The organism is Mucilaginibacter sp. P19, assembly GCF_050632265.1.
GTDB classification, from domain to species: domain Bacteria; phylum Bacteroidota; class Bacteroidia; order Sphingobacteriales; family Sphingobacteriaceae; genus Mucilaginibacter; species Mucilaginibacter gossypii.
On sequence record NZ_CP192586.1, the window covers coordinates 1421827 to 1443143 of the forward strand.

Below are 21317 nucleotides of genomic sequence, written 5' to 3' on the forward strand. Positions count from 1 at the left end.
CAATACCCGCCTGCAAAACCAGGCTTACAAGGCTGAAAAGGACCTGGATATATTACAAATTCAGCAACAGGCTTTGGAGCAGGAAAGCCAGCGTAATATGGAAGATACCACCAATAAAGAGGTGGAGCTTTCGCACTTTAACCAGGTGGTTGCCGAGCTGCAATACCGCAAGGAAACACTCGACGATGAATTTCAGCAGGCTGTTGAGTTTGAAAATAAATTAAAAGAACAAATTGCCGAAACCGATGTTGAGTTGAACTCGGTTAAGGATACCATTATAAAAGAAAGCCGCAGGCTGGATGCCAAACAAAACGAATACAACCTTACCAAAAGTATGGTTGACAGTTTGGAGGGCTTCCCGGAGTCAATCAGGTTCCTGAAAAAGAATGCCGATTGGGCTAAAAATGCACCTTTGTTTAGCGATGTGCTTTTTTGTAAGGAGGAGTTTCGTGTAGCCATTGAAAACTACCTTGAACCGCTCATGAACTATTACGTGGTTGAAAGCTACGACGATGCTGTAAAGGCTATAAGCCTGTTGAGCAATTCGGCAAAGGGCAGAGCAAATTTCTTTGTGCTGAATAACTACGCTGATGAATCGCCTGCACAAATCAGCTTCGAAAAGGAGGGGGCTATCCCGGCACTGAGTGTTATTGAGGTTGAAAAACGTTACCTGCCGCTTTGTAATTACCTGCTTAAAGGTGTTTACCTGGTTGATGACGATAAAGAAGGCCAGATCAATAGCGAAACTTTACCGCAGGGCGTTGTGTTAATCGGCAAGAGCGGTAAGTTCAATAAATCAAAACATACCATGGCCGGTGGGTCTGTGGGTTTGTTTGAAGGTAAAAGGATCGGGCGTGCTAAAAACCTGGAGAATTTGGCTAAAGAGATCCGGGGAATAGAGAACCAGGTGGGTTCATTTCGTACGAAGTCTGAAGAATTACAGAACAAGCTTGCAGCTTTACGTTCGTCAACCAAGGCAGCTGAGATCAATGAACAGCAACAGATCCTGAACCGTTTAAATAACGAGTTGATCACTGTAAAAACCCGCCAGGAGCAATATCAAACTTTTATTGAAAATAGCCTTAACCGTAAAGAAGATATCGCCCGCAAAATTGCAGGGATCAAAGATGAAATGGCTGCCCTGCAACCGCAATTGGCCGAGCTAAAAACTCAACGCCAGATCCAAAGCGATTTACTGGCCGATAAGCAGATGGCTTTTAACGAGCTTAATGAGTACGTATCGGTACAATCCAACGCTTATAACCAGGAAAATATCCGTTTCCATCAGCAGCAAAACAAGGTGTCGGGATTGATGAAAGACCTTGACTATCGTGATACCCAGCAGGAAAGCCTTGAAACGCGTATAAGGCAAAATAGCAGCGAGCTTGAAAAAGTAAAAGTTGCTATACAGGAAAACCTGAAACTGGCCGATAACTCAGACGACAACCTGCTTGAAATGTATGAGCAGAAGGAAAACCTGGAAAAGGCCACACAACAAGCCGAACAGGAGTACTATCAATGGCGCGGCCTCATCACCGAAAATGAGAGTCAGGTAAGCTCATTGAGGCGCAAAAAAGAAAACAGCGAAGTTATTGAGAATGAGCTGCGCGACGAACGAAATAATTTAAAGATAGACCTGAACGCGCTGAAAGAACGTCTTTCGGTTGAGTTTAATATAGATATTGAAGACCTGCCCGAAAGCGAAGTACCCGAAGGTGAAAATGAGCAGGACCTGCGCGAGAAAGCCGAAAAGCTAAAAAAACAGCTGGATGATTTTGGCGCCATAAATCCGATGGCGGTAGAGGCTTATAACGAAATGAACGAGCGTTATACTTTTATCCAGGCGCAAAAGAAAGACCTGAGTGAAGCCAAAGCATCATTGCTGGCTACCATACAGGAGATTGATGATACCGCGAAAGATAAGTTCATGACCGCGTTTATTATGGTGCGCGAAAACTTTATTAAAGTATTCCGCTCGCTGTTTAATGAAGAGGATTCATGCGATCTGATCCTGACTGATCCTGATCATCCGCTCGAGTCAGATATCGATATCATCGCGAAGCCAAAAGGTAAACGACCATTATCCATCAACCAACTATCGGGAGGGGAAAAACCCTTACGGCAACCGCTATACTTTTTTCGCTGTACCTGCTTAAGCCTGCACCTTTCTGTATTTTTGATGAGGTTGACGCGCCGCTTGATGATACCAATATTGATAAGTTCAATAACATTATCCGTACCTTCTCCAAAGACTCTCAATTCATCATTGTATCCCACAACAAACGAACTATTGCAAGTACAGATGTTATTTACGGCGTAACCATGGTTGAGCAGGGGATTTCCCGCGTTGTTCCCGTTGATTTAAGAGAGCTGGCTGATTAGAGCTTAAAGCCTAAGGCGGAAAGCTAAAAGCTCGCGCCGTTGCCACCAACAACTTGTTATACCTGTATAATTTTATTAACCACTAAAGCCGATACGCATAGCATAAAGTTGTTGGTGACAACACCAACAACGGCAAGCTTTAGCATAATAAAAAAGGCGAAAAGCTTTTTAGCCCTCCGCCTTAAATGATACGGAAAAATTTTATTTCTTCTTTTTAAACACCGATGGTGTTTTAAGCATCAAACCTTTTACTTTGCTGCGGGTGAATCTCTGTTCCATCGCACGTTTCTGATCGGCCGAAAGTACGTTTTTTGAAGAGGTAGCCAGGCTTTGGGTTGTTACTGAACCGGTTTTATACTTGCCGGTAGAGATATAGCTCAAAGCCTGTGCTAATAAACCTTCGGTAGGGTCGCCGAAATCTTTGGTCAGATCGTCGACAGCGCTAACACCTTTATAAATGCCTTGTCCTGGTGTCATACCGGTATAATAATCGCCATTGTTTGCCGAATTTCTTGTGGAGAACATTGGCATATACAATTGGTATTTATTGATATCAATACCATAAAAACCAACAGGCTTGCCATAGGTGACAGAGCCGATCAATTCAACATCCAGTTCAGGGATCAGGTTATTAATGGTTAACTCACTTGCTGAGGCAGTACCGCTACCAACTATAAAGAATATCCGGCTTAAATTAAGTGACCCTTGTTTTTGGAAATTAACAGTTTGGTTGCTTACCGAAAAAAATCCTTTGGGTATTTCGTAAAGGTTTTTAAACAAGGTATAGTTATCGTTTGTAAGCTTATCATTAAAATAAGCTGTATACATCTTAGTGCCGTTCTTAGCCGATGGTACTAAAAGGTTGTCAAGGTATTCTGCAGTTTCTACGGATCCGCCACCGTTATACCTTAAATCAACGATCAAATCGGAAATACCAGTGAAGCTGTTTAAGGCCTCTAATATTTTAGGACCGGCATTGGTTTTATCAGTAAAAGAATTAAAAACCATGTAGCCTGCTTTTTTGCCCGAGCCGGCGTCCAGTGTTTTATAAGTAATAACAGGGTTTATGGTATAGTTAGCAGTATTAAGCGTTACATCAACGGTAGTATTATCCGGTCTGGCCAATGTCATGCTGATAGTTTTGCTGTATGCATAGGCTTGTATTACAAACTGGGTAGTCGAACCTCCGTCATCGTAAGCAAGGTCGGTACGCCCATTTATTTTGGTGATCTGATACCCGCGTTTAATACCTACTTTATCAGCAGGTGAACCAGGGTATACATATTTGATCCTCAGATCCGAACGCGTAGGGTAGAATACCGAAAAACCGAAGTCGCCGCCATTACCGCTCAATTCGTTCGATACCGAGCCGTCATCAATAAACGAATACTTAGCCGTGCCGGTATTATCGTAATATTCGTACGGTTGAGAGCTTGCCGGATTTACGGCATATTGTGATAAATGGTCAACCTCGCTGCTTAACCCGGTAATAGTATCAGTACTGACATAGTTACGGGGCTGAAAGTTTTTATAGGTTGGAAGCTGGTTGTACCACAAATAGGTTTCCTGTGGATATAAAAAAACAGAATCTCTTATACGATCAAGGGCGGTACCGGTGCTTGGCGGGCCGGTAGTACCATCATCGCCGTTATTAATAGGTTTATTTTTTTACAGGCAGATATCGATGCAACGGAAATAAGGGCTAAAAAGTAAAATATTTTTCTCATACACTTGAGTTTAAGTATTAAAACGCCTTGTTAGTAAGTATGTTATAGGTAATACTATAAAAAGTCTTCAACACTGATACAGTCAATGCCGCTGGCTTCGGCACAAAGCTTATCTGTTTCCGAATTTTCAATCATCACTATTTCTTTACGCTGGAGGCCATGTTCCTGAATAAGCAGGTTAATTACATCTGGTTCGGGTTTTGGTACGGTTTCTTCGGTAAAATAGCAGCGGAGATATTTTTCCAGCCCGTGCCATTCGGTTTGTTTAATTTTATTTACCTGTTCCTGAACATTGCCGTTAGTTACAATAAACAATTTTTTGCGGTCGACCACAATATCCTGCATTAAGGTAAGTATATTTTGATATAAAAGCAGTTTTAGCGGTAATTTGGCAGTTAAAAGCAGGTTCTCAAATTTATCGCGGTATTGTTCGGCCACCGGGAACTGCTCCGTCAAACGGTTAAATGCGGCATCCTTCCCTTCAGCTATATACGTATCAGTTAATACTTTGGTTGCGGCCTTTGCATCTATCAGCTCAATATATTCAAGCATGTTTGCAAACAGGTAATAAGCCTGAAAGTAATAATCCTTTGCCGGATAAAGCACATTATCTAACTCAAAAATAAAAGCTGTTTTACGTTTATCAATATCCTTATAGTCCATTAAGCAATTACGTGTAGGTTTATATCGTATTCATTAAAAAGGGTTTCGGCCTTTAGCAAGAGTATTGTTTCATCAGGCCTTAATAAATAAACCGAATCGATGCTTTTATCCAGGCAAAGCGTTAGCATTTCATGTGTATAACTTGCCGAAGCTGGATTGGGCAACAATATCATTTTGCCGGTTTTTATCATAAAATCAGGCAGGTCCATATGATCACCCAAAATAATATTTTTTCCTTCCAGTTTGTTTTTGAGCTGGTAGGCTTGCGCCGACGTGGCGGCGGTAATTAAAATGCTCATGTTAATGGGCGTTAACAATTAAACCATCCCTCATTGTAACTGTGCGGTCTGACAGGTTTGCAAGATCTTCATTATGAGTAACAATAACAAAGGTTTGCCTGAAATCATTTTTAAGCTTAATAAATAATTCATGAAGCTCGAGCGCGTTGACCGAATCAAGGTTGCCTGAAGGTTCATCGGCAAAAATAAGTGCTGGATTGTTGATTAACGCACGTGCCACAGCTACCCGTTGTTGCTCGCCGCCAGATAGCTGGTTAGGTTTATGGTGCAACCTGTCTTTCAAACCCAAAAGGTCAAGCAACCCGGCCGCTTTTTTTCTGCTTCAGATTTTGATTTTCCTGCTATAAAGGCCGGGATGCAAACGTTTTCAAGAGCGCTGAACTCGGCCAGTAGATGATGAAACTGGAATATAAAACCAATCTGCCGGTTCCGGAAATCGCTTAGTTGTTTATTGTTTAGTTTGTTTAGTTCAATATCATTAATGGTTAAAGTGCCCGAATCTGGCCGGTCAAGGGTACCTAATATGTTAAGTAACGAGCTTTTTCCGGCACCTGAAGCACCAACGATGGTTACGATTTCACCCTTTTGTACCTCAAGGTCAACGCCCTTTAATATTTGTAACTGTCCGTATGATTTATGGATAGATCTGGCTTTAAGCATTTGGCAAAGTTAACGGATTAGCTGGATTTATTTTGTTGGGATTACACTGATTGATTTATGATTTCACCGATTTTTACCGTTGATGATTCTTGATTATGTTGACACCCGATTTTTCTGATTTGACGAACATTCTATTAATCTTAAAATCCTGTAAATCCTGATTCTGGCAAAGAGCTGTATGAGATGATTTAAGCAGGCTCTCAACTGAAAACAAATTGTACCATTTTTTCTTTGCGGCGTTGCGCCTTAGTTTGCTTAATATTCAATTCCCTATGTTTCTTGTACTTTGTATCCTTTGTAAATACAATGTTATTTACCCCGATAAGGGCAAATAAACTGAAACAAGGTGTTTACCGTTTCAAACAAAATTGTAGCTTTACCGCAAATTCTTCAAAACATGAATATTCACGAATATCAGGGTAAAGCTATATTAAAAAGCTATGGCGTTAGAGTTCAGGAAGGCATTGTAGCCGATACTGTTGAGCAGGCTGTTGAGGCTGCCCAAAAATTGAAAGAAGACCTGGGCTCAAGCTGGGTAGTGATCAAAGCACAGATCCACGCAGGTGGCCGTGGTAAAGGCGGCGGCGTTAAGCTTGCCAAAAACATCGACCAGGTAAAAGAACATACCGGCAATATTTTAGGTATGCAATTGGTAACTCCGCAAACTGGTCCTGAAGGTAAAAAAGTTAAGAAAGTTTTAGTTGCACAGGATGTTTACTATCCGGGCGAAAGTGAAACCAAAGAGTTTTACATGAGCGTATTGCTTGACCGCGCCCGTGGCCGCAACATTATTATGTACAGCACCGAAGGCGGTATGGATATTGAGGAAGTTGCACACTCAACCCCTGAGCTTATATTTAAAGAAGAGATTGACCCTAAAGTTGGTTTACAGGGCTTCCAGACCCGTAAAATAGCCTTTAACCTTGGCCTTGAAGGCGAAGCATTTAAAGACATGACCAAATTCATTGCTGCTTTATACAAAGCCTATGAAGGTACCGACTCATCGCAATTTGAAATTAACCCGGTTTTAAAAACCTCTGATAATAAAATTTTAGCTGTTGACGCTAAGGTAAACCTTGACGATAACGCGCTTTACCGTCATCCGGATTACGCTGCAATGCGTGATACCGATGAGGAAGATCCAACCGAGGTTGAAGCCAGCAAATCAAACCTTAACTATGTTAAGCTTGATGGTAACGTAGGCTGTATGGTTAATGGCGCCGGCTTAGCTATGGCTACTATGGACATCATTAAAATTGCCGGGGGCGAGCCTGCCAACTTCCTTGACGTAGGCGGTACGGCCAACGCGCAAACTGTAAAAGCTGGTTTCAATATCATCCTTTCAGATCCTAACGTAAAAGCCATTCTGATCAACATCTTCGGTGGTATTGTTCGCTGCGACCGTGTTGCGCAAGGTGTAATTGATGCTTACAAAGAGATCGGTAATATCCCGGTGCCAATTATTGTTCGTTTACAGGGCACAAACGCTGCCGAAGCAAAAGAACTGATCGATAACTCAGGTTTGAAAGTTTACTCGGCAATATTGCTGAAAGAAGCTGCCGATCGTGTTAAAGAAGTTTTGGCGCTTTAATTCTTTTTAGAGATAAGAGGCTGATGATTAGAGATTAATTGCCAGCCTGTAGATAAAAAAGGAGGCTATATCACATTGATACGGCCTCCTTTTTTTATAAGGGTACCATGTCCCCTAAAAGACTATAAGTCACTCAAGAGGTCAAGTTTTTTGGCGTTATATTCTTCCTGCGAAATAAGGCCATTATCAAACAGGGTTTTTAGTTTTTTTAGTTTTTCGGTAAGCTCATCAGGCTTTGGTGATGCAGGCGGAGGTGTTTCCTGTACAACAGGAGCAGGGACAGCAACTAGTGCAGGCGGCGTTGCAGGTGCGGCAGGTGCTGTGTACCCATTTTGTTGAGAAAAGGGTTGCGGAGATGCCGGTGCTACAAAAGCGCGGGCAGGCGAATTTTCCAGCTGGATAGCACCTGATTCGGCACGTTTTTGTTCCAGGTCGCGCTGACGGCGGGCTTCACGCTCAACTTCCTTACGTTCCTGGGCATACTGGTATAATTTACGGCCCTGAACTTTAGGCAGGTAATCAACAGCCATTTCGGCGCCACCGGTGGTTTTTACGCTGAAAATGGAGCCGATAATTTCTTCCTTGGTATATACGTCAACGATATCTTTCCAAACAAAATCAACAAACTTGATAGATAGCCCCAGGTTGGCCGGGGTAAAAAACAATACACGTTTGTTGGTAATAGCTATACAATCAGGAAAAAGGTTTACCAGCGGCTTTTTCTGAACGGCAATGTAGATAACCTCTTCGCCTGAAGAAAGCAGATCCACAAGGCGTGAATAAACCTTTTCAACTGTTTTAGGGTCCTGTTCCTCGTTTAAAAATTTCTCAATCATATTTTTAGCATTTATGATGCGCGCAAAAATAACAATTATACCTGTTAAAGAGTCAAGAATCAAATGTTAAGAATCAAGTTTTCCTGAAACGTTATTCCTGACGTCTTGATTCTCAAATGGTATTAAGCAATCAACAAATTACATCCGCGGATGTCTGACTGGTCAAACCGGCCCAATACTTCAAAAGAGCCATCAGGGTAAATCCTGCCCAAATCCTGCGTAGCAATAAACGCGCAGGAATTGATATTGGCCAGGTCAATAACGCTGATGCCGCCTGTTTTACCAGTTTGTAACGTACTGAGCGGATCGTTAGTATCCCGGATGATGATCTTCATCCATGGCGGGCAATTGAAAATGCCGTCGCCTTTGGAGTAAGCTTGTGACAGCAGCTCCGTCATTCCATATTCCGAGTGGATCTGCTTTACACCAAAGCCTTTGCCTAAAATGGCGTGCAGCTCCTCGCGAATCATTTCCTTACGGCGGCCTTTCATCCCGCCGGTTTCCATTACAACAAGCTCGGGAAAGTTGACCTGGTGGTTTTCAATAAAATCGAGAAGGCCGAAAGTTACGCCAATTAAAAGCGTAGGTTTCGCGGCATCCTGCTGTTTTTTAAGTTGATGAAACAGCTCGTCATGATTGTACAAAAAGAAACCGCTATCCGGATGATTTGATTGTTTAATGAGATCATCAACCATGTAAATGAGGGATGAACCTTCGCGCTCCAGGTAGGACGGGAGCAGAGCCAGTACAGTAAAATCCCTGATATCACCATAAAAAATATTGAAGGCACGCCGAAAGCTTTCCTCATACCAGGTTTTATCGGTAACCCGGTGACTGCTGGTGATCATCCCAGTAGTACCTGAACTCGTAAAGGTTACCTCAACGGGCGCATCGGTACTTAATATAGTATGTGACTTAAAAAACTCAATAGGTAAAAATGGGATCTGGCTGTAAGATGTAATTGATGATGGATCAATTTTCAATCCTTCAATAAACTGGCTGTAAACCGGGTTATGCTGTGCCTGGTAGTTGAAAACCTGCAAGGCAGCGTCGTTAAATTGCTCTTCGGTGCTGATAGAAAATATTTCCTGTTTACCTGGTTTGTCCATTGAGGGCAAAGATAAGGAAATGTGCAGATGTGCGGATTTCAGATGTGCAGATTATCTGAACCGGGATTAACCCGATTTTTGGGATCAACGGATTTGCTTTCAAACTATTTATTGGCATCCGGGTAATCCTTAAATCCTATAAATCCCGGTTCAGAAACTCCGCAAGTTTCGGGTTGAAACGCTTTGTTTATCGCGCGAACTTTGATCTATCTAAAAACAATAATCATGAACACATTTAAAATTGTACCGCTATCAAAATCATTCGCCAAAAAAATAAGGACAACCATGACCGACGATTTTGGAGGCGAAGTGGTTGAACAACTGGCTACCGGGCTTGGGCCATGCCGGGTTTCACTTAAACCCTTTGACCGTAATGTTGATAAACGCCTGTTGCTAAAGCACTCGCCTTTTGAAATCGAAAATGCCTATAACCAGCCGGGACCTATTTTTATTCACGCTGAAGATGTGGAGGAGTACAGCGATATTTATCGTTTCCCGCCGGAGATTAAGGCTAATAAAAAGAGTTTCCCGTTGTCGCTCATAGGTTACAGCAAAGCGCAGCAAATGGTTTTAACCCGGCTTGTTGGTGATGCCGATGTTGATGAACTGATCAGCGAAATATTTGCCGAAAATGACAATGTTGAATATTTGCATGCCAGAAATGCCCAGGCATGTTGTTTTATATGCAAAATTGAGCGTGTTTGACGTTCCTATTACATAAAATTAAAAAACAAGTACGTGTTTTGGGGGTTAGTTAAATATTGAATATATAATTAATAATATTAATCATCTATCCCCATGAAAACATTAAAATTCTTGAGACTCCCGGTTTTGTTAGGTCTCTTTTTTGTAATGATATCGGCAAAACCGGCCGATGACAGCAAGCAGACAGAACGCATCCATAATTCGTCAAATGTGTTGAAAGAGTTTGCCAAGATGAAGGAAAGCATCCCGCATCAGCTATTGGAAGAATACGAAGGCATTGTTATCATTCCCAAACTCATCAATGCCGGATTTGGCATTGGCGGTAAACGTGGTAAAGGCGTAGCCATGGTGAAACTGGATAATGGCAAATGGAGTGATCCGGTATTTGTTACCTTAACAGGCGGTAGCTTTGGCTTACAAATCGGCGTACAATCCGTTGATCTGGTGCTGGTGTTCCGCCATAAAGGTGTATTAACCAAAGTCAAGAATGGCGATTTTACTATCGGTGGCGATATTTCTGCAGCAGCCGGCCCTGTTGGCCGCAGTTCGACTGCAAGTACCGATTATAAGCTGCAGGCCGAGGTTTACTCATACTCACGCAGCCGTGGTTTGTTTGCCGGGATAACCATCAATGGCTCAAACCTGGGCATCGATAAGGATTCAAACGCTGCTTATTATGGAGCCAAAGCCACCTCGCAGGATATTTTTGCGCAGGCAAGCAGCAATACCGAGGCGGTTAAAACATTAAAAGAAACATTGGCCGCGTTTTAAAAACAATGCGCTGATAAACAAAAATACCCGGCTAAATTCCGGGTATTTTTGTTTTAATGCTTTTGAAATGCCCGTTTAAGCAGTAGTCCGGACAGTGCCGACATCCCACCCACTAAGCCTCCTAAAATGCCCGTTACAGCTAATATATAACCCCAGCCAGGCAGATGAAATAAGTGGGCTATCCTTGTAGCCATGATATGATCATTGGGTATGCTTTTAAAGAGAGCCAGTACTATCCATACCATCAAAACCGCTATAAAGGCTTGCCAAAAAGAACTTTTTGCTGTTGTGCCAATAAAAAGGGCCGTTAAAAATGATATGACTGCGACTATCCACCAGGGTAAAAAATATCCGCTGGCAAATGAAAGTATAAGTATGATGAAGAACAACATGGTGTTATTATTTACCGGTTAATGTATAAGTTGATTTAATGCGTGGTGACTGTTCACTTACCGATTGCATGAAGAGCAGTTCTTTTAACTTTCCCTCGTTCCAGGTTTTGAACATATCATTATAGAAAAAACTGCCGGGATTACCTGATTCGCCGCCGGGAAAAATACCGTAACCTTTTACTTTGGGACCCATTTGCACCACCATACGCCATGATGGGCCATGCCCGTCATGAAGGGCATTAACTGTTGATGCTGTGCCACCCGATTCAAAATTACCCGAACCAAAAGCCGGTTGACGTGAAAGGCTCGCTATCTCCATTCTTTTAAATTTACCCCATTGCCAGTTTGCTCCGGGTTTACCACATCTGTCGGTAATTTCCTTTACCGCAGCTGCAAAAGCTTTATTAACGATATCTGCTGCGGTTTCCTTTGCTGGTGTGCGGATGTCATCAAACCATTTGGAAGTTGGCTCATTAAGCAGTAGCTTTTCTGTGCGATCTACAGAAGGGAAATTGTTTTGCAGGGTTTTATCTGCAAAATCATCCCCCCACACAGCATTGTACAATTGCGACCACCAATTGGTAAACACAGTAGCACCTATTGAATTCGGTGCGAAATTTTTGTCCCACATATTGATTTGATCATAAGCGCTAAGTTGTGTAGCATTAAGTTTAGTTGGGTCGATATATTTAAGCATGGTTGGTAAAATGTTCTGTGCCCGGATACTGTATACATCTGTTTGGAGTTTACGCATACTATCAACGGTGGCATTAGTCATAACGGCAAGTCTGTCATTAATGCGTTTACCGCGTTCATAGGGCGCAAATGACCAATTGATATAATAAGGATAAGAAGGATCTGTTGATGATTGATTGGCCGAGCTTACAAACCCACGAGCCGGATTTTTAATGGTGGGGTCCTGCCCAAATGGTACCCAGCCATGCCAGTCGTCAGCCGGGTCGGTTCCATCTAAAATAAATTTCCCCTGGTCTTTGTATTTAAGCGGGTATTTACCGTTTGGGGTTATGGCGATATCGTCTTTACTGGCAAAAACAAAATTTGAAGCAGGGGCGCTGAAAAAGGTAAGCGCCTTGCGGTAATCGTCATAGTTTTTGCCTGTATTAAGCAGGTACATAGCCATCAGTTCATTGGATTGTTCGTGTGCTATCCACCTTAAAGAGTGTCCAACCGGAACAAAATCAGGGCCATCGGCTTTTTGAGCATTGTTTTGATACACAACCGGGCCATGGTGCGTATAAACTACTGTATCATAAACCGGTTTTTGACCAAGTACTTCAATTTTTTCAACACGGCGGGTAGTTTTATTCCATTTGTTGTTGTACCAGTATTCCTCCATTTTGGTATCCCTGAATTTTTCCTGGTACCAGTCCAATACGTCGGCATCAACATTGGTAATACCCCAGCTAATGTTATTGTTAAAACCTAAAATAACACAGGGCGCACCTGGTAGTGATACACCATAAACATTCATACCCGGCGCCGAAAGCTGTACCTGGTACCAGATAGAAGGTAGTGTGAGGTTAAGATGCGGGTCATTAGCTAAAATAGGATACCCGCTTGCTGTTTTACTGCCCGCTACCGCCCAGTTATTGCTGCCGATACCTTCAACACGGGGTTTAGTATTTGTACTATCTGCCATGCCGGCTAAAAAATTAGCGGATGGTTTGGGAATGGGCAATGTTTTAAAATAATCCCATTTTGTGCCTGTAGGTATGATAGGATCTTCGTGCATAGGATAATCGGGAAAAAGATCATTTGTAGAGGCCGGGCCAAATTTGCGCAGAATATTGGTCATTGCAAATTCGTTTGAGCCGCCGGCCAATGTTTCCGACATCAGCTTAAGCAAAAAGGCGCAGTTGATAGGTTTCCAGTCTTCGGGGGCATAGTTAAGCAGTTTAAACTCTATGGGGTAACTCCTCGGGCTTAGCTGATGGATATAACTGTTGATGCCATCGGTATACGCCAGGATCATGTTGCGCTCTACTGGATCGGCCATCATTGCCTTTATTGTTTTTTCGGCGCCGTAAACCATTCCCATGCGGCGGTGATAGCGATCAATATCCAGCACTTTGGGGCCAATAACTTCAGCCAGCCTGCCTGCTGCCTGCCGGGTTTGGATATCCATTTGCCAAAGGCGGTCGGTTGCGGTCATGTATCCCTGGGCAAAGTACAGGTCGTGCTCGTTCTGTGCGAAAATGTGCGGGATATGATTCTCATCAAATTTAATGGTAACCTTATCCTGTAAGCCATTCAGTTTCAGGTTGAGTGCTGGCAAAATGTGCTTGCTTTCGGCATTTTGCCAAAAGCCATCGGCCGGGCTCAGGAATTTTCCTAATGGTGGAACGAGGCTTATTTTAGTTTGCAGTGCCCAAATGAGCAGTAATGTGAAAAAGATAGATATGAATGCTTTGGTAAATTTCATTGCTTGGATGATGATGCCCCTAAAGTTAACCATTTAGGCTGCATATTCAAGTCTTGGCTTACGCTTGCGGTAATGTTTTTTAGGTTTGGGAGTTTGAAGTGAGTCTGTCTTAGGTTGTTTCTTTTCCCGGCGAAAATCCCAGGGTGGGGTAGGGTTGGCATCCTGCCATAAACCAAGTTTATCTTCGCGGGCCTGTTGTTCCAGAGCAGCCAGTTCGGTGTTTTTGGAATAGGCTTTATACTGCCAGGCGTAGCCGTTTTTTACCAGCGCATAATTTACATTAGTGCCATCGATAAGTACCACCTGCGCAACAGTACGGCCATAGCGATCATGCTCGTTGCCAATTAATTTTACCTCTTTACCAAAACACAGATCGGAAGTGAATTTTTTAGCTGCTTGCCCGAACGCCTGCGATTTTTCAGGGCAGTCAATTTCGGCAAGCCTTACGGCAATCTGCTGGTTATCGCCGGTAAGCAAACCCAAAGTATCACCATCTTTTATCTTCACAACTTTATAAACACTGGCATCTGGTTGTTTGGTATTATTGGGATTACAACCGGCAATTATAATTAATGCAAGGACGAGGAGGGCAGAGTACTTTTTAAATATCATATATTAATGTGCGGATTTTGGATGAATTTATAGATGTGCTGATTTCAAATGCGCAAATATGCAGATGAATTTATTGATGTGCAGATTTCAGATGTGCAGATAGATTTGATGAGCTTATCTAACAGATAATCTGCGCATTCAAAATTTGCATATTTGCGCATCTGAAATTATTTCGCATGCAGGCTCAACGCATTTCCGTCGGGATCCTTAACCGTGGCAAAGCGGCCCCATGGGGTTGTGTCAACATTGCCTACTTCAAGGCCTTTGGCTTTAAGGTCTGCTATATCTTTATCCAGGTCGTCGGTTTTAATTACAAGGCCGCGTACACTACCCGCCGGCATTTCCGCGAACCAGTTTACGAGGGTGATGGAAACAGGCGAGCCCGGAAATGCCATCTGGATCCAGGTTTGTTTTTCAAAGTTAGCTTCAACTAATATTTCAAAACCAATTTTTAGGTAGAACGCTTTGGCTGCCTGCTGGTCGGTTACGGGGATGGAGATAATTTCAATTGCTTTCATATATTTAGCTTTGTTTGATGCTAACGGGTTGGCTTAGCCCTGCATTGATTTTCAAATTTATCTTTTAAAATACACAATTGAAACAAATTAACATCGGCACCATGTCGATGTATGTGTATCGAATCCGACGGGGGCACTGTAATAAAGTCCTTTCAATCTTGTAAATCCAATTAAATCCCGGTTCAGCTAAAATTGGAACATTAAAGCATTAACTTTGCTGATTATTAACATAGTCTTAATAATTGCCATTATGAGCAAATTTACCATACCTGATAAAGTGTTGTACGTATGCGTAGGCAGCAAATGCGGAAAACGAGGTGGTAAGGACATGTACAAGATCGCAAAATCGTACATTAAACATCATCACGGGCCCGAAGAGTTGGAGGTAATTGAAACCGAATGTACCGACAGGTGTAAATATGCCCCTGTGTGCAGTATCCAGCCCGGCAACACCTGGTTGAAAGAATATCACCCTAAAGAGGTGTTGAAGTTGATGGATCTGATTGAGTGACGTCTTCCAATGGTGCCGTATCATAAGCCCCGGCTTTGCAGGGTCTGGACAGCGCTATTAAAATTCACTAACTTTGCGCCGAATCAAATTACATTACCGGGCCCATGCAAAATTCAACGATTCCCCGTATGCCATTGGAAACGTTCGCAACGGACAACTACCAGCAGCCATTACTCAATGTAGAGCATTACCCGGTTGATTCGCAATACTTTGTCATTCAAAACCGGGACACTTACCCGATTAAGGATTATATATCGCCGCACCGTCGTAAATTTTACAAGATCTTCCATATGACCCGGGGCACCGGAGTTTTGACCATCGGCCTTCACCGCTACGAAATGGGGCGGAATGAGATCGCTTTTCTCCACCCCGACGAGATCATGTCCTGGCAAACCACTTCAGCAGAGACTGGCGGACATTTCTGCCTGATTCATCCCAACTACTTCGGGCTCGAAGCTGACCATGTGCTTCAGTTGTTCCGGCAGTTCCCGAACTTTGAGACTGATAAGGCGGTGATCCAACTGACCGACGAACAGTCGGCCACGATCAACGGTTATTTCGAAACCATGCATCGGGAAGACCGCGGTAACAGCGACGATAAAAAGCAGGCAATTTTATTACAGTTGCAGATGCTGTTGCTCGAAAGCCGGCGCGCTGGCAAGAACCTGATGCGCACGAAGGCTTCGGAAGGTTATAGCTATATCTACCGTTTCTTATCCTTACTGGAATCATCCTTTCAGATACAGGAACGCGACTCTTACGTTAAGCTTAAAACGGCGGCTGAATTTGCAGACCAACTGCATGTGCACCCCAATTATCTGAATTCCCTTGTTCGCAATCAGACAGGAAAAACCCTGCGGGAACATATACAGGATCGTCTGATCCATGAGGCCAAATCCTTACTCGTGCAAACCGACTGGGGTATCAATGAGATCAGCGACGGGCTGGGCTTCTCCGGCCAGGCTGCCTTTACCTCCTTATTCAAGAAAAAGGCCCTTGTTTCCCCTTCAGAATTCCGCAGAAATGCGGCTGTTTCCACTCATATTTGAAACTCACAAATATTCCTGTGATTCGAATAAGTCCCTTCAGGGCCTCCCTGCGCAATTTTGTACCATACAATTAATGATCAAGAAAATGAAAACACAGAAAGTATGGTTCGTTACAGGAGCCTCAAAAGGATTAGGTTTAAGTTTAGTAAAACGGTTGTTAACTGAAGGCTACAAGGTAGCGGCTACTTCAAGGGATGCAGAAGCCTTACGTACCGAGGTGGGCTACAGGGGCGGTGATTTTCTTCCGCTGCAGGTGAACCTGACCGACAATACCAGCGTAGCTGAAGCAATTACCGCGATAGTTGCCAAATTTGGCACGATCGACGTAGTTGTGAATAACGCCGGTTACGGGCAGCTCGGCACATTGGAGGAACTAACCGACGACGAAGCCCGCAAAAACTTCGACGTTAACGTATTCGGTTCGCTGAATGTAATTCGTAACGTAATGCCGATATTCCGCGCCAGGAAATCAGGTGCGTTCTTTAATATCTCTTCAATAGCCGGTTTCCTGGGCACTTTCCCCGGATGGGGTATATACAACGCCACCAAATTTGCGGTTGCCGGCTTTACCGAAGCGCTTTCGGCTGAAGCAAAATCACTGGGTGTAACTGCCACCATCGTTTATCCCGGCTATTTCAAGACCAATTTTCTGCTGCAAGGCTCATTGCGCACCGCAGCAAAGCCGATCAATGACTATAAAGAAGCCCGCGACCTGGAAGTGATCCACAACGAACAAGTCATCGGCAACCAGCCCGGTGACCCTGAAAATGCGGCTTTAGCCTTCATCGAGGTGGCTGAAATGCAAGAGCGTCCGCTGCACTTATTCCTGGGTTCAGATTCATTCGGGATGGCGCAAAGCAAGATCGAAGCCGTTCAGAAAGACCTGGCTGCTTTCGAGAGTATCAGCAAGTCGACCGATTTCAGAAAATAAGCTTTTTTCTGACTTCCTTTTATAAAAAGCCGGCCAGTAATGGCCGGTTTTTTGGTGTTTGCAGGGTAATGCCGAAGGTATCATATGAAAAGGAAAGAGCCACCAAAACAAAAAAGACCGCATCATTTGATTTACGATACAGCCTCCTTAAAATAAGATGTTAAAACAAATGCCTTTCGTTTATCGAAAGGCATTTCGTGTGGAAACCTATCCCTCTGGGGAGGGCAGGGTGGGGCTTAAGCCTCACTATCATATTTTATCTGACCAACGTGCTTGTCAATCTGCCATCTGCCGGTACCCTCTTCGCCGATAACTTCGAATAGTTCGAGGGCGCGGCGGGCTTTATATTCTTCTTCGCGTTGTTCTTTCAGGAACCAGTTTAGGAACTCCATAGTAACAAAATCCTGTTCTTTCATACAACGCGCATATATGTTTTTGATAGCGTTGGTAACGCTGATTTCCTGGTCGAGGGCGTCTTCAAACACTTCGCGGAATGAATTATATTCCTGTTTAATGCCGGTTACCTCAGGTGATACAGCATTGCCACCCATATCAAGGATATATTTATAAAATTTTAGCTGGTGTTGACGTTCTTCTTCGGCTTGTTTGAAAAAATATTCTGACGAAAAATCATAACCGTTGCGATTGCACCATGATGCCATGGCCAAATATGCTGACGAAGAAAATGCTTCTTTTTTAACTTGCTGATTTAAAATCGCTTCGATATCTGATGATAACAGGCTTTTTATGCGGAGTAGGTCTTTCATGGTCTTGATAAATTAATGTTATATGTCTTATCGCAGGATATTATGTACAATAATAATGCTGTAAAGGCATATTAGTTTAATTTAAAGACAATATGAAATTAATCTAAATTGTGTTGATAATTAGTCTAATTACAGTGAGTTGCTGTAAAGGCGGTCATGGATAATGTGGTTGAGTTCCAGCATTACAAAAGTACCTTCTAAAAGATCTTTCAGGCTGATGATCTGAGCCAGTGAAAGTACATAACAATGATCGCAGGCGCAGATGAAAATAATCTCCACGTCGGGATCAGTAGTGGCGTTCAGCAGTTTTTGCTCAATGTCGATAGAATAAACCGCTTTGCGTAATTTTAAGAAATTGCGATGATCAAACCGGGCAACCTTACCGGCGAAATCGACATACCAGCAACGCTCTGTATCACATTGGTAAACGGCACCAGTCTTGGTGCTGAAAACGTCGGTCCATAAAGTTAGTTCGGTGGTCGCAATCATATAACGGATACAAATATTGGTATTATTTGTAATCAATCCAAATAAAGATAGAAAATTATTTTTCACGCGAATGATTAGCGTGCGGCTCAAAATTTATTCGAATTACACCAATCGGGTAGTAAAAACCAATTCGCGTAATTCGAAACAAATTAGTGTGAATTATTTTTTTCATACAAGCAATTAATTTTATTATAAATTTGGAACATGGTTACGGGCTTAATCCGAAATCGAACCAATTATCCTTTTATCATTTTTTATATGAGAAAAACCTTACTATCCGCCTTATGCTGCTTGCTGGCTGCTTTGGGTGTAAAGGCACAAACGCCTGCACTTGAGCGTGTTGAGCCCATGTCCTGGTGGGTTGGCATGAGCAATCCCAACCTCCAACTGGTTGTGCATGGCAACAATATTGCCGCCCGTAATGTAGTGCTTACTTACCCCGGTGTAAAGCTTAAAGCAGTTCATAAAGTTGAAAATCCGAATTATTTATTCATTGACCTGAACATTTTTTCATCGGCTATTCCGGGAACGTTCCCGATAAAATTTAAGAAAGCAGGCGAAAAAGACCTTACGTATAGTTATACACTTAACAAACGCGACAGATCTGCAGGCAGGGCGCAGGGCGTTACCAGTAAAGATCTGATCTATCTCATTATGCCTGACAGGTTTAGCAATGGCGATGTTGCCAACGACTCATTTGATAACCTACGTGAGCGAGGCATCCACCGCGATTCGATGTTCAGCCGCCATGGGGGGACCTTCAGGGGATCATGAACCATTTGGATTACCTGAAAAATTTAGGAGTAACTGCAATCTGGCTTACACCCGAAATCGAGAATGACGAGCCAAGCGCTTCGTATCACGGGTATGCCGTTACCGATTATTATAAGATAGATCCAAGGTACGGCACTAATAACCTTTACAAAAAATTTGTGGAAAAATGCCACAGCATGGGGCTTAAGGTTATTAAAGACCTTGTACATAACCACGCCGGTACCGAAGGTTACCTTATACAGGATATGCCAATGAAAAGCTGGGTACACCAATGGCCAGCGTACACCAAATCAAACTTCAGGGATGCGGCTGTGATGGATCCGCACGCCTCGCCAATGGACCGCAAACTGATGCAGGACGGCTGGTTTGACCACCGCATGGCCGATTTAAACCAAAATAATGTTTACGTACAAAACTACCTTACCCAAAACCACATCTGGTGGGTGGAGTATGCGGGTATCGACGGTTTCAGGCTGGATACTTATCCTTATAATGAACCTGTTTATATGGCCAAATGGGCGAAAGATGTAAAAGCCGAGTTTCCTAAGCTTTCCATATTTGGCGAAACGCTGGTATGGTCTGCCGCTAACCAGGCATTTTTTACGCAGGGCAATACGGTTAACCGGGGTTTTGATACCCAGCTACCGGGCGTAACCGATGCTGTTTTAAAAGATGCCATTTATGAAGCTATTAATGGTAACGATGGCTGGACAGACGGCGTTGGTCGCTTGTATTCGGTAGTAGCTCAGGACTTTCTATACCAGGATGCTACCCGCAATACCATATTTATGGATAACCATGATATGAGCCGTTTATTATCAATGGTAGGGGAGGATATTACCAAATACAAATCGGCTATGGCTATGCTGCTGACCATGAGGGGCGTACCGCAAATGTATTATGGCGATGAGATTCTGATGAAAAACTACTCGAACCCTGATGGTTTGGTACGCGAGGACTTCCCGGGCGGCTGGGTCGGCGATAAGGAAAATAAATTTACTGCCGAAGGCCGCAGTAAAAAAGAAAATGACGCTTTTAATTATGTGAGTAAGCTGGCTAATTACCGCAAAAGCACTACTGCTCTGCAAACAGGTAAAATGATGCAGTTTGTGCCCGAAAAAGGTATTTATGTTTATTTTAGGTATGATGCCCAAAAAACGGTAATGATCATGTTCAACAGCAGCGATAAGGAACAGGAAACTACTACAGCACGGTATTTTGAGCGTATTGGCGATGCCAAAACAGCAAGGAATATACTAACGGATGAAATGATTGGACTGGATAAAGTCACTATACCGGGCAAAACAACTTTAGTGTTAGAATTAATACCCGGTGTTACCCATTAAAATAATATCTTAGGGAACTAATTCCCTGTGTTTTACCAAAAAAATGAATACAATAAAAGCCTGTATTTTTGACCTCGACGGTGTAATAGTCGATACCGCCGTTTACCATTATAAAGCCTGGAAAAGGCTGGCCAATTCGCTTGGCTTTGATTTTACCGAACATCAGAACGAACAGCTGAAGGGCGTAAGCCGTGTACGTTCGCTGCAATTGATCCTGGGCTGGGGCGGCGTTACCAAAACAGAGGCCGAGCAGGAGCAACTGGCTACCCTGAAAAATACCTGGTATATGGAAATGGTAAACCAAATGAAACCCGAAGAGATCCTGCCTGGGGCCAAAGAGTTTTTAACAACCTGCCGTGCGGTAGGTCTTAAAACCGCGCTGGGTTCCGCCAGTAAAAACTCAATGACCATATTGGAGAAAATTGGTATCACCGATATGTTTGATGCGGTGATTGATGGTAACAAAGTGAGTAAAGCCAAACCAGATCCCGAAGTATTTTTGGCGGGTGCACAGGCCCTGGGCGTTTTACCTGAAGAATGCGTGGTTTTTGAAGATGCCATTGCGGGCGTTGAGGCCGCCGTTGCCGGTGATATGAAAGTGGTAGGCATCGGCTCATCCGATGTACTTAAAGGCGCCAACCTGGTTATTAAAGGTTTGGACGAAATGACTTTAGATAAATTGTATAAACTATAGCTCCGGCCAACCCTCCCCTAAAGGGAGAGGGCTTTAAAACGGGCGTTA

General features: G+C 43.2%; 22 protein-coding genes and 2 pseudogenes. 12 read left to right on the plus strand and 12 right to left on the minus strand.

Annotation, left to right across the window (positions count from 1 at the left end):
- Positions 1-334: 334 nt before the first annotated feature.
- Positions 335-667: pseudogene (locus ACQ86K_RS06660) on the plus strand (hypothetical protein); the annotation flags it as partial.
- Between the two features lie 1481 nt (positions 668-2148).
- Positions 2149-2382, plus strand: coding sequence for a hypothetical protein (locus tag ACQ86K_RS06665; protein ID WP_431200807.1), 234 nt, complete (start codon positions 2149-2151; stop codon positions 2380-2382).
- Positions 2383-2583: 201 nt separating this feature from the next.
- Here the strand turns inward: ACQ86K_RS06665 and ACQ86K_RS06670 are convergent, their stop codons facing one another.
- The 4 genes and pseudogenes from ACQ86K_RS06670 to ACQ86K_RS06685 all read right to left on the minus strand — a co-directional run bounded on the left by ACQ86K_RS06670 (position 2584) and on the right by ACQ86K_RS06685 (position 5731).
- Positions 2584-3939, minus strand: a complete 1356-nt coding sequence (locus ACQ86K_RS06670; protein WP_431200047.1) for a S41 family peptidase — start codon at positions 3937-3939, stop codon at positions 2584-2586.
- 224 nt (positions 3940-4163) lie between these two features.
- Positions 4164-4772 (minus strand): HAD family hydrolase, encoded by a 609-nt coding sequence (locus ACQ86K_RS06675; RefSeq protein ID WP_091163021.1) that lies wholly within the window; start codon positions 4770-4772, stop codon positions 4164-4166.
- Positions 4772-5071 (minus strand): hypothetical protein, encoded by a 300-nt coding sequence (locus tag ACQ86K_RS06680; protein ID WP_091163022.1) that lies wholly within the window; start codon positions 5069-5071, stop codon positions 4772-4774. The genes ACQ86K_RS06675 and ACQ86K_RS06680 overlap by 1 nt, the downstream gene beginning before the upstream one ends.
- Position 5072: 1 nt before the next feature.
- Positions 5073-5731 (minus strand): annotated as a pseudogene (locus ACQ86K_RS06685) (ABC transporter ATP-binding protein).
- A 397-nt stretch (positions 5732-6128) separates the two neighbouring features.
- Between ACQ86K_RS06685 and sucC the strand changes: the two are divergent.
- Positions 6129-7322 (plus strand): ADP-forming succinate--CoA ligase subunit beta, encoded by a 1194-nt coding sequence (sucC, locus tag ACQ86K_RS06690; RefSeq protein ID WP_090532025.1) that lies wholly within the window; start codon positions 6129-6131, stop codon positions 7320-7322.
- 122 nt (positions 7323-7444) lie between these two features.
- Here sucC and ACQ86K_RS06695 read toward each other — a convergent pair whose 3' ends face one another.
- Together ACQ86K_RS06695 and ACQ86K_RS06700 are read right to left on the minus strand one after the other, a co-directional pair.
- The gene (locus ACQ86K_RS06695; protein WP_091163024.1) at positions 7445-8158 is read right to left on the minus strand and encodes a PH domain-containing protein; all 714 of its coding nucleotides are present in this window, start codon (positions 8156-8158) and stop codon (positions 7445-7447) included.
- Between the two features lie 122 nt (positions 8159-8280).
- Complete coding sequence (locus tag ACQ86K_RS06700; RefSeq protein ID WP_091163025.1) at positions 8281-9267, minus strand: acyl transferase; 987 nt, start codon at positions 9265-9267, stop codon at positions 8281-8283.
- Between the two features lie 225 nt (positions 9268-9492).
- Between ACQ86K_RS06700 and ACQ86K_RS06705 the strand changes: the two genes are divergently transcribed.
- Both ACQ86K_RS06705 and ACQ86K_RS06710 read left to right on the plus strand, forming a co-directional pair.
- Complete coding sequence (locus ACQ86K_RS06705; RefSeq protein WP_091163026.1) at positions 9493-9972, plus strand: DUF1203 domain-containing protein; 480 nt, start codon at positions 9493-9495, stop codon at positions 9970-9972.
- A 93-nt stretch (positions 9973-10065) separates the two neighbouring features.
- Positions 10066-10743, plus strand: coding sequence for a lipid-binding SYLF domain-containing protein (locus ACQ86K_RS06710; protein ID WP_176844367.1), 678 nt, complete (start codon positions 10066-10068; stop codon positions 10741-10743).
- Between the two features lie 53 nt (positions 10744-10796).
- Here the strand turns inward: ACQ86K_RS06710 and ACQ86K_RS06715 are convergent, their stop codons facing one another.
- Positions 10797-10937, minus strand: coding sequence for a hypothetical protein (locus tag ACQ86K_RS06715; protein ID WP_167516217.1), 141 nt, complete (start codon positions 10935-10937; stop codon positions 10797-10799).
- A gap of 16 nt (positions 10938-10953) precedes the next feature.
- On the opposite strand from ACQ86K_RS06715, the gene ACQ86K_RS06720 reads away from it, so the two are divergent.
- The gene (locus ACQ86K_RS06720) at positions 10954-11157 is read left to right on the plus strand and encodes a hypothetical protein (RefSeq protein WP_091163028.1); all 204 of its coding nucleotides are present in this window, start codon (positions 10954-10956) and stop codon (positions 11155-11157) included.
- Here the strand turns inward: ACQ86K_RS06720 and ACQ86K_RS06725 are convergent.
- The 3 genes from ACQ86K_RS06725 to ACQ86K_RS06735 form a co-directional block, all read right to left on the minus strand.
- Positions 11143-13578, minus strand: coding sequence for a penicillin acylase family protein (locus tag ACQ86K_RS06725; protein WP_091163488.1), 2436 nt, complete (start codon positions 13576-13578; stop codon positions 11143-11145). The genes ACQ86K_RS06720 and ACQ86K_RS06725 overlap by 15 nt on opposite strands.
- 33 nt (positions 13579-13611) lie before the next feature.
- Entirely contained in the window at positions 13612-14190 is a 579-nt protein-coding gene (locus tag ACQ86K_RS06730; protein ID WP_091163029.1) for a thermonuclease family protein, read from the minus strand.
- Positions 14191-14357: 167 nt separating this feature from the next.
- Entirely contained in the window at positions 14358-14708 is a 351-nt protein-coding gene (locus ACQ86K_RS06735) for a VOC family protein (RefSeq protein WP_091163030.1), read from the minus strand.
- Between the two features lie 250 nt (positions 14709-14958).
- On the opposite strand from ACQ86K_RS06735, the gene ACQ86K_RS06740 reads away from it, so the two are divergent.
- From ACQ86K_RS06740 to ACQ86K_RS06750, 3 genes are all read left to right on the plus strand, one after another.
- On the plus strand, positions 14959-15219 hold the full coding sequence (locus ACQ86K_RS06740) for a (2Fe-2S) ferredoxin domain-containing protein (protein WP_091163031.1): 261 nt from the start codon (positions 14959-14961) through the stop codon (positions 15217-15219).
- 104 nt (positions 15220-15323) lie between these two features.
- The gene (locus ACQ86K_RS06745) at positions 15324-16268 is read left to right on the plus strand and encodes a helix-turn-helix domain-containing protein (RefSeq protein WP_091163032.1); all 945 of its coding nucleotides are present in this window, start codon (positions 15324-15326) and stop codon (positions 16266-16268) included.
- Between the two features lie 85 nt (positions 16269-16353).
- Positions 16354-17199 (plus strand): SDR family NAD(P)-dependent oxidoreductase, encoded by an 846-nt coding sequence (locus ACQ86K_RS06750; protein WP_091163491.1) that lies wholly within the window; start codon positions 16354-16356, stop codon positions 17197-17199.
- A gap of 236 nt (positions 17200-17435) precedes the next feature.
- Here ACQ86K_RS06750 and ACQ86K_RS06755 read toward each other — a convergent pair whose 3' ends face one another.
- Entirely contained in the window at positions 17436-17966 is a 531-nt protein-coding gene (locus tag ACQ86K_RS06755) for a ferritin (protein ID WP_091163033.1), read from the minus strand.
- Between the two features lie 129 nt (positions 17967-18095).
- The gene (locus ACQ86K_RS06760; RefSeq protein WP_091163034.1) at positions 18096-18455 is read right to left on the minus strand and encodes a hypothetical protein; all 360 of its coding nucleotides are present in this window, start codon (positions 18453-18455) and stop codon (positions 18096-18098) included.
- Between the two features lie 258 nt (positions 18456-18713).
- Between ACQ86K_RS06760 and ACQ86K_RS06765 the strand changes: the two genes are divergently transcribed.
- Genes ACQ86K_RS06765 through pgmB form a run of 3 tightly spaced genes read left to right on the plus strand, consistent with a single transcriptional unit; the run spans position 18714 to position 21269 of the window.
- Positions 18714-19229, plus strand: a complete 516-nt coding sequence (locus tag ACQ86K_RS06765) for a cyclomaltodextrinase N-terminal domain-containing protein (protein WP_431200048.1) — start codon at positions 18714-18716, stop codon at positions 19227-19229.
- The gene (locus ACQ86K_RS06770) at positions 19226-20575 is read left to right on the plus strand and encodes an alpha-amylase family glycosyl hydrolase (RefSeq protein ID WP_431200049.1); all 1350 of its coding nucleotides are present in this window, start codon (positions 19226-19228) and stop codon (positions 20573-20575) included. The genes ACQ86K_RS06765 and ACQ86K_RS06770 overlap by 4 nt, the downstream gene beginning before the upstream one ends.
- Before the next feature lie 43 nt (positions 20576-20618).
- Entirely contained in the window at positions 20619-21269 is a 651-nt protein-coding gene (gene pgmB / locus ACQ86K_RS06775; RefSeq protein ID WP_091163035.1) for a beta-phosphoglucomutase, read from the plus strand.
- The last annotated feature ends 48 nt before the right edge of the window (positions 21270-21317 follow it).

Excerpts from the sequence above, each read along its gene's own strand:
- ACQ86K_RS06675 (WP_091163021.1), bottom strand. The coding sequence starts at position 4,772 with ATGGACTATAAGGATATTGATAAACGTAAAACAGCTTTTATTTTTGAG.
- ACQ86K_RS06680 (WP_091163022.1), bottom strand. The coding sequence starts at position 5,071 with ATGAGCATTTTAATTACCGCCGCCACGTCGGCGCAAGCCTACCAGCTC.
- sucC (WP_090532025.1), top strand. The coding sequence starts at position 6,129 with ATGAATATTCACGAATATCAGGGTAAAGCTATATTAAAAAGCTATGGC.
- ACQ86K_RS06695 (WP_091163024.1), bottom strand. The coding sequence starts at position 8,158 with ATGATTGAGAAATTTTTAAACGAGGAACAGGACCCTAAAACAGTTGAA.
- ACQ86K_RS06700 (WP_091163025.1), bottom strand. The coding sequence starts at position 9,267 with ATGGACAAACCAGGTAAACAGGAAATATTTTCTATCAGCACCGAAGAG.
- ACQ86K_RS06705 (WP_091163026.1), top strand. The coding sequence starts at position 9,493 with ATGAACACATTTAAAATTGTACCGCTATCAAAATCATTCGCCAAAAAA.
- ACQ86K_RS06710 (WP_176844367.1), top strand. The coding sequence starts at position 10,066 with ATGAAAACATTAAAATTCTTGAGACTCCCGGTTTTGTTAGGTCTCTTT.
- ACQ86K_RS06715 (WP_167516217.1), bottom strand. The coding sequence starts at position 10,937 with ATGGCTACAAGGATAGCCCACTTATTTCATCTGCCTGGCTGGGGTTAT.
- ACQ86K_RS06720 (WP_091163028.1), top strand. The coding sequence starts at position 10,954 with ATGCTTTTAAAGAGAGCCAGTACTATCCATACCATCAAAACCGCTATA.
- ACQ86K_RS06725 (WP_091163488.1), bottom strand. The coding sequence starts at position 13,578 with ATGAAATTTACCAAAGCATTCATATCTATCTTTTTCACATTACTGCTC.
- ACQ86K_RS06730 (WP_091163029.1), bottom strand. The coding sequence starts at position 14,190 with ATGATATTTAAAAAGTACTCTGCCCTCCTCGTCCTTGCATTAATTATA.
- ACQ86K_RS06735 (WP_091163030.1), bottom strand. The coding sequence starts at position 14,708 with ATGAAAGCAATTGAAATTATCTCCATCCCCGTAACCGACCAGCAGGCA.
- ACQ86K_RS06740 (WP_091163031.1), top strand. The coding sequence starts at position 14,959 with ATGAGCAAATTTACCATACCTGATAAAGTGTTGTACGTATGCGTAGGC.
- ACQ86K_RS06745 (WP_091163032.1), top strand. The coding sequence starts at position 15,324 with ATGCAAAATTCAACGATTCCCCGTATGCCATTGGAAACGTTCGCAACG.
- ACQ86K_RS06750 (WP_091163491.1), top strand. The coding sequence starts at position 16,354 with ATGAAAACACAGAAAGTATGGTTCGTTACAGGAGCCTCAAAAGGATTA.
- ACQ86K_RS06755 (WP_091163033.1), bottom strand. The coding sequence starts at position 17,966 with ATGAAAGACCTACTCCGCATAAAAAGCCTGTTATCATCAGATATCGAA.
- ACQ86K_RS06760 (WP_091163034.1), bottom strand. The coding sequence starts at position 18,455 with ATGATTGCGACCACCGAACTAACTTTATGGACCGACGTTTTCAGCACC.
- ACQ86K_RS06765 (WP_431200048.1), top strand. The coding sequence starts at position 18,714 with ATGAGAAAAACCTTACTATCCGCCTTATGCTGCTTGCTGGCTGCTTTG.
- ACQ86K_RS06770 (WP_431200049.1), top strand. The coding sequence starts at position 19,226 with ATGAACCATTTGGATTACCTGAAAAATTTAGGAGTAACTGCAATCTGG.
- pgmB (WP_091163035.1), top strand. The coding sequence starts at position 20,619 with ATGAATACAATAAAAGCCTGTATTTTTGACCTCGACGGTGTAATAGTC.